This window comes from Bacillus sp. ISL-47, assembly GCF_018613175.1.
Classification (GTDB): domain Bacteria; phylum Bacillota; class Bacilli; order Bacillales; family Cytobacillaceae; genus Cytobacillus.
This window is the reverse complement of record NZ_JAGGQS010000011.1, coordinates 135,673-142,489: the sequence shown is the minus strand read 5'-3', so window position 1 is coordinate 142,489 and position 6,817 is coordinate 135,673. Positions and strand designations below refer to the sequence as shown.

Here is a 6,817-nt window from a genome sequence, read left to right as displayed (position 1 = left end):
TTATCCTTGTTTTATGACCTTTTCCTGCTGTTTACTTAGATTTCCGGCTTCATAAACCCTCTATGACGACCTTTTCCTGCTGATTACTTAGATTTTCGGCTTCATGGACCCTCTATGGCGATCATTCTCGGCTGCCTACTTAGATTTTCGGCTTCATGAACCCTCTATGACGACCTTTTCCTGCTGACTTCTTAAATTTTCGGCTTCATGGAAGCCTAATAACAAAGATTTCTCTCTGACTGACAAATTTACTATTCAATTTTGATCTTGCTTACTAACATAAAAAGAGTACTTTCCATGTCCTCGAATTTCATAATTCCTCGAAAGGATCCTTTGTATTACTTTAGTAGAACTAATTATACTGCACCATTCATAAATATCATTTGAGGTAACCTTCCTTTCCGGAAACAGGGTTCTAAATTCATCCACGCTTCTCAGTACGGCGGATTCAAGTTCTTCTTTAGAGCCGCATTCTTTACATATTAAGGTGCCTTGTCTAAATGGAGCCAGAAAGGATGAACAAGATAGGCACGGGATCCCTTTTTCAAGCTGCTCATAGGTATATTCAGGAATTCGTAAATAAGGGTTCTCTTTCAAGCAACGAGAGATTAACTGTTCTGCAAACCTCATATTTCTTGCTTTTGTTGCTGCGGGCGTATCTTTTAATTTTTCTATAAAGCGGTTTAGTTGGGCGGGAAAAATAGCGGACAGGTTCTTTGGGGCTTGGTACAGTTGGAATCCGGGGTTAACGAATACGAGATTGGGTTTAATGGGAATGTTGAAGCCAAGTTCTTTGAGGATTCCTCTTAAAAGTGTTTCGCTTCTTTGCAGCTGAAGGAGGGGACTTTTTATCTCTGCTTTTGAAGTTAGTGAATACCACCTCTCATTTTCAATGTAATAATCACCTTCATAATTTTTTACTTCAAAAATATAAATGGTATTGCTACTGATGAGCACTGCATCAATTTGAAACATTGTATTGTTGTTTTCCAGCAAAAGGTCATTCAAATGGATCCAATCATCCGGTAAATTCTCCAGCATCCTGTCAAACTGCAGTTCGCCAGCAGTGCCTTTTTCTAAATTAAGATAATGATTTTCATCCTTCGCTGATAATTCCAAACGGCGATACAAATAGCGTAACACTTTTAACTCTTCTGATTCAAAGCGAGGTTTAATAATCATATTTCACAACCCTTCTTAAAGATAAATCCATTTTATGAAAATTCCACTATTTTAACAAGCAAAACAAACCCCTTACCGGCTGCCAGTAAAGGGTGGTATTACAGTACATATTCAGCAAGAACGCTTTGTACTTCGTATATATTTAAGCTTTTGTTAAATTGCTTTTCAATTGGCTCTTCTGAACCTGAAATCCAAATCTTCAATTCTGCTTCCAGATCGAAACTGCCTGCGGTTTCAATGCTGAAGTGGGTAATGCTTTTATATGGGATGGAGTGGTATTCTACTTTTTTCCCTGTAATCCCCTGTTTATCTACCAGGATAAGGCGCTTGTTTGTAAAAATGAATAAATCGCGAACCAGCCGATAGGCTTTTTCCACTTGCTCACTCGGAGCCAGTACCGCTGCAAATTCACCCTGAACCTCTTCAATTTTCGCTTCAGAAGCATTGCCTATAAAACCATCGAATAATCCCATGTAAAAAACCTCCTTAACAGGGTGTAATTCTATTATACGAATAATTCCGGAAATTTCCCAGCTTTCTGGTTATAAAAAAGCATCTCCCCTTAGCCGGGAAGATGCTCTTTGAATTATCCTTCAGTTGATTGGTCATCCTGAGCCTTTTTCTGGCCCTTTTCGTCTTTATCCTTTGAAATCTTGCCGCATGCGATACGCTCTCCGGAATCACCAGCTGGCTGGGCCATGCCATCATCCATTCCTTCATGGATGACAATTGAAGTTCCTTCCTTGGTGAGCAGCGAGGTTTTGCCCTCTTTTAACGTAACTTGCGGAGCCATTAGATCAACCTTCACTTTGCCGTCATCCTCGACAATTAAATTGGGAAGGTCTCCTGCATGGGCGCCTTTCGGATGAAGCAGTCCGTGCTCCTTGTTGTCCGGATTAAAATGGTTTCCGGCTGATTTAAAATCAGGCGGCTCGCATTTCGCTTCTTCATGGATATGAATGGCGTGTTCTCCCGGCGGCAGGCCGTTTAGATCGAGACTCAGCATAACGCCGCTCGACTGTTCCTCCACCTTGATTGTACCTAAGGAATCTCCCACAGCATTAAACATTTCCACTTCCGTATTTGTAATGTTTTCTTCTGCACAACCAGCCAGAAGCAAAACAAAAACAAGCATCCAGGCTTTTCTCATGATTGTATCCTCCATCAAGACATTTTGTCTTTAGTGTTGCCCAATCAATTTTTTGATAAACAGAGAATAAAAGAAAATGGACGGACCAGACAAAAAAAAGAACAGCTCTCAGCTGTTCTCTTCCTGCCCATTTTGCCTGCTCATGTGATCCTCAAGTTCCTTTGCCTTCGCAGCCTCGCGTTTTGAAACACGGATAATTAATCTCATTGTCAGGATGGCGGCAACTAAAAAGATGGCAAACGTAACGGCTGCAGGGCCGTATTCTGATTTATCTTCCGGAAAATATAGAAACAGCGACAGTACATACCATTGCAACATCATATTCTATCCTTTCTGCAAAAGCAGTGGTTCAATGGTTTATTATATCAGCTATGAAAATACTGTCCAATTTTTTAGCGGTTGTTCAAATTTCTGGTTGATTGTGCCACTTTCATTATTTCAAAACGTCGATCTTTTCAATCACCACATCTTCAACAGGCTTATCCTGCTCAGCTGTTTCGACTGCTGCGATGCTGTCCACTACGTCCATTCCTTCAACAACCTGGTCGAGCCATGGTGTTCCGCCTTTTTCATAGGCTTTAATGATTTCTTCCGGGTAGCCGGCTTTTTCCATTTGCTCTTTCAAGCTTGGGTCCACTGTCGTGTTTTGCACGATAAAGAATTGGCTTCCGTTTGTATTCGGGCCGGAATTGGCCATGGATAACGCTCCGCGAATATTAAAGAGCTGATTGGAGAATTCATCTTCAAAAGGCTCTCCATAAATGCTCTCTCCTCCGATGCCTGTTCCCTTCGGATCGCCGCCCTGAATCATAAAGTCTTCAATGACACGGTGGAAGATCAAACCGTCATAATAGCCATCTTCGCTATGTTTAATGAAGTTTTCGACTGTTTTTGGAGCCTGCTCTGGGAAGAGCTTGATTTTAATATTGCCTTTTGATGTCTGCATTTCCACCAGTCTTTCATTCTCCTGTACCTCTTCCGTTAATTGCGGAAAACTGTCCGGAGTTTCACTCGCCTGGTTTTCAGTTTGAGTTTCTTTGTTTTCGGAACCGTTCGCATTGTCCGTTTCCTTTTCAGTGCTTGTCCCGCATGCAGCCAGGATTAGCATTAAGGTAAGCAGCGGAGCAAAAATACGCCATTTCATATGTTCATTCCTCCTATGTACGATATTGACAGCCTCTCCATAAGGCAAATCAAATTTCTGCTATTTTTTAGCTTACCTGATTTATTGAAAATTTGCACTTTGTTTTTTCAAACATGTAAGTCATAATAGGTCTAAAGAAGACTGGAAAGGAGAGATGATAATGGCAGACATCCGTATCGGCGACAAAGTAACAGCCATTTATAAAACCGGCAAGTATATCGGGGAAGTAACAGATATCCGCCCTCAGCATTACCTGGTAAGAGTATTGGCGGTCTTAAAACATCCAATGCAAGGCGATTTACATAACCCTAAAGAGGCAGATGTTATGCTTTTCCATGAACGGCGTGCACTGGCATACAGGGAGCAAACGAATGTGCCAAAGCAAATGGTCAAGCCATTTGAAGAGGAAATACCTGAATATAAGGATTCTCTTAAAAAGTCACTTGATAAAATGAGGACAGAGCTGGCGGGGGATTCATCCGCATGGGCTGAAAAAAGCCTGAACAATATTGAATCATTGGAAAAAGACTATTTTAAGTAGTATGAAAACAAGCCAAATCGTTTTGTTGGATTTGGCTTGTTAAGCAAATTTATTAAAAAGCTTGGAAAAATCGACTCGGTCTCCGATCGTTGTAGGCTCCGGTTTTTGAAGATACTTTTTATCCTTTTCTACCAATCTGAAAATATTGTAGGTAGTCAATGCATCATCCAAGGCACGGTGATGTTTCCCGGTTCCTTCTTTGCCGTACTCCTGAACGGCTTTCCATAGACCCGTCTGGTTTTGGTCTCCGAAAAAACGTTTATATTCCATCGAAAGATCCACTTCTTTACCTCTGAATGGAAAAGCTGTTCCAGCCTGATTGCAGTTATTCTTTAGAACCCTAATATCCATATTGCCCCAAGTGATGATTGTGCAAGGCCGGTTTTGGTTCATGTCCTTCATCTTTTCAACAAGCTCAAGAAAAGTAATTCCCTGGTCCACCTGTTCCTGAGAAATATGCAAAAAGGACTTGCATCGCTCGGACAATTTTGGAAAACGGACAGGAGTTACATAGGAAGAAAACTCATCACAGATTTGATTGTTCATAACGGATACAATTCCCGCTTCTATGATTTCTGGATAAAACCCTCTAAATGCACCGCCTTTTTCAGGCATTGTAAACTCAAAATCAATAAATAAGTATTGGTGCTCCTCCCCCACGCTTTCACCTGCTTTCATTTTAAAATTAACGCACATAATTTCTTATATTATAGCACGAAATATTTCAATTTTCTGTGTAATTTGGTTTTCAGCCCTGATTTTTTAACAGGTCGTCCCCGGTTTCACATGCACTGACAAAAAACTTAACTCCTCGCGGAAAAAGCCGAAAAATAGGATAGGACTTTAAAAATTGCAAAAAGGCGGTGTTATGGGCATTTGCGTACATGGACAGGCTTTTTTATCATACTTTTTTTGCTGCCCATTTTTGTCGTACTGGTATTTGCCACTTCCTCGGAAACCCAAAAGGTGCAGGGCTTTCATGAGGTGCTGGATGAAAACCTGCAAATAAAAGAAATTCGTTTGCCGCTTACCAGCTATATAAAAGCAGGCAATGGCCAGGTAATCTCCGAAATCCATCAGCCCGTGAACAGGGTATACTTGTCTTCCGGTGGCATATCATCCTTTCTTAAGGATGTATTTATCACTGCAGAGGACCAGCACTTTTATGAACATGCCGGATTTGACATCGCTGCCATTGGCCGGGCTCTGGCGATCAATATCCAATCTGATGATATAGAACAAGGAGCCAGCACGATTACCCAGCAGCTTGCGCGAAATGTATTTTTAACCCATGAACAATCCTATAACCGCAAGCTCAGTGAGATTTTATATGCTTATGAACTGGAGCGGAAATTTTCAAAGGAGAAAATTCTGGAATTGTATATCAATGCGATTTATTTCCAGAATGGCGCTTATGGAATCGAAGCTGCATCCCGGCTTTATTTTCAAAAAAGTGCTGCGGATTTGTCAAAAGCACAGCTTGCATTTCTCGCTGCGATCCCAAATAATCCTTCCTTTTACGACCCAGTTAAGCATTTTGACAGGACAAAGAAGAGACAGGTAAGGCTAATTGACCAATTAAAGGAAGAAAATCTCCTTAGCCTGGAGGAAGCAGAAACGATAAAAAGTGAATCGATCAGCCTTCAGATGAAGCAAAGGATTGACTTGTACCCGGACTATGTAACGTACGTTGAAGCAGAACTAAGGGAATTGATTTCCCAAAAAGAAGGCTATCATGAAAAGGTTTCAATTGCGGATGAACAGAAGAAAGATGAATTGGATACACAGCTCGATGAAAGAATTGCCAGCTTAATGGAGCAGGGCGTCATAATTGAAACTGCCTTGAATCCCGCTCTTCAGGAAAAAGCAAAAAGTTCGCTTCAAAAGCGGCTGCCTTACAAGGATGTTGAAGGTGCCGCAGCTGTAATTGACAACGACACCCTGGAGATATCAGCACTAGCCGGCGGAAAAAATTATCATAAATATGATTTTAATAGGGCATTCCAGGCTTACAGGCAGCCAGGCTCTGCCATAAAACCGCTGCTTGTGTATGCGCCATATATCGAGCGCACAAACGCTTCTCTTCAGGATCAAATAAATGCCGGTGCTTTTTGCAGGAACGGCTACTGTCCGCAGAACTATGGCGGGGCCCGCTATGGGATGGTATCTTTGGAAAGAGCCTTCATTCACTCCTATAATACACCTGCAGTAAGGCTATTGGATTCGATCGGGATTGAAATAGGATTTAAGGATTTATCACAGTTTCGTTTTAAAATGGTTTCTAAAAAGGATCGTGGTTTATCTGCTGCAGTAGGCGGCTTCTCGTACGGAATGACACCGCTGGAGCTTACTTCTGCTTATACCGTATTTGCAAATGAAGGATATTACCGGCCCGCAAGAGCGATACGAAAAGTTACCAATCTGGAAGGGGAACTCCTTTATAGCTGGGATGACCCTTCTGTTCAGATATGGAGCAACAGGACAACAGACAAGCTCCGGCAATTAATGGCGAAAACCGTTCAATCCGGTACTGCACGAAAAGCAATCCTGCCCAACAGATACGCGGGCGGTAAAACAGGAACAACCAATGGGTACAAAGATTACTGGTTCATAGGCTTGACTGGTCAGTATACGGCCGGAGTCTGGATTGGAAAAGACGATCCAGGCAGCCTCGTGTCTATCCAATCACAAGCTCCGCAGCTGCTGATTTGGAAGGATATGATGGCGGACTAAAAATCGTTTGACCGATAAAAAATGATATATTTGGTTTCGAGGATAAAATGAATCTTTCATAGGTATA

General features: G+C 41.7%; 8 protein-coding genes. 2 read left to right on the top strand and 6 right to left on the bottom strand.

Annotated elements, in window-relative coordinates; all coding sequences use genetic code 11:
- Nucleotides 1-255: 255 nt before the first annotated feature.
- From J7I93_RS05415 to J7I93_RS05395, 5 genes are all read right to left on the bottom strand, one after another.
- Entirely contained in the window at nt 256-1,182 is a 927-nt protein-coding gene (locus J7I93_RS05415; RefSeq protein WP_214724061.1) for a nuclease-related domain-containing protein, read from the bottom strand.
- Nucleotides 1,183-1,280: 98 nt separating this feature from the next.
- The gene (locus J7I93_RS05410) at nt 1,281-1,655 is read right to left on the bottom strand and encodes a PH domain-containing protein (RefSeq protein ID WP_214724059.1); all 375 of its coding nucleotides are present in this window, start codon (nt 1,653-1,655) and stop codon (nt 1,281-1,283) included.
- A 113-nt stretch (nt 1,656-1,768) separates the two neighbouring features.
- On the bottom strand, nt 1,769-2,332 hold the full coding sequence (locus J7I93_RS05405; protein WP_214724057.1) for a superoxide dismutase family protein: 564 nt from the start codon (nt 2,330-2,332) through the stop codon (nt 1,769-1,771).
- A 108-nt stretch (nt 2,333-2,440) separates the two neighbouring features.
- Complete coding sequence (locus J7I93_RS05400) at nt 2,441-2,650, bottom strand: hypothetical protein (protein WP_214724088.1); 210 nt, start codon at nt 2,648-2,650, stop codon at nt 2,441-2,443.
- A 115-nt stretch (nt 2,651-2,765) separates the two neighbouring features.
- On the bottom strand, nt 2,766-3,476 hold the full coding sequence (locus J7I93_RS05395; RefSeq protein WP_285289064.1) for a peptidylprolyl isomerase: 711 nt from the start codon (nt 3,474-3,476) through the stop codon (nt 2,766-2,768).
- Nucleotides 3,477-3,636: 160 nt separating this feature from the next.
- Here J7I93_RS05395 and kapB point away from each other — a divergent pair, with 160 nt between their 5' ends.
- Nucleotides 3,637-4,017: a kinase-associated lipoprotein KapB gene (gene kapB / locus J7I93_RS05390; protein WP_214724055.1), complete on the top strand. Its 381-nt coding sequence runs from the start codon at nt 3,637-3,639 to the stop codon at nt 4,015-4,017.
- Nucleotides 4,018-4,056: 39 nt separating this feature from the next.
- Here kapB and kapD read toward each other — a convergent pair whose 3' ends face one another.
- A complete protein-coding gene (gene kapD / locus J7I93_RS05385; RefSeq protein WP_214724053.1) occupies nt 4,057-4,677 on the bottom strand; it encodes a 3'-5' exonuclease KapD in 621 nt (206 codons plus the stop codon).
- A 216-nt stretch (nt 4,678-4,893) separates the two neighbouring features.
- On the opposite strand from kapD, the gene J7I93_RS05380 reads away from it, so the two are divergent.
- On the top strand, nt 4,894-6,750 hold the full coding sequence (locus tag J7I93_RS05380; RefSeq protein WP_214724051.1) for a transglycosylase domain-containing protein: 1,857 nt from the start codon (nt 4,894-4,896) through the stop codon (nt 6,748-6,750).
- Nucleotides 6,751-6,817: the final 67 nt, after the last annotated feature.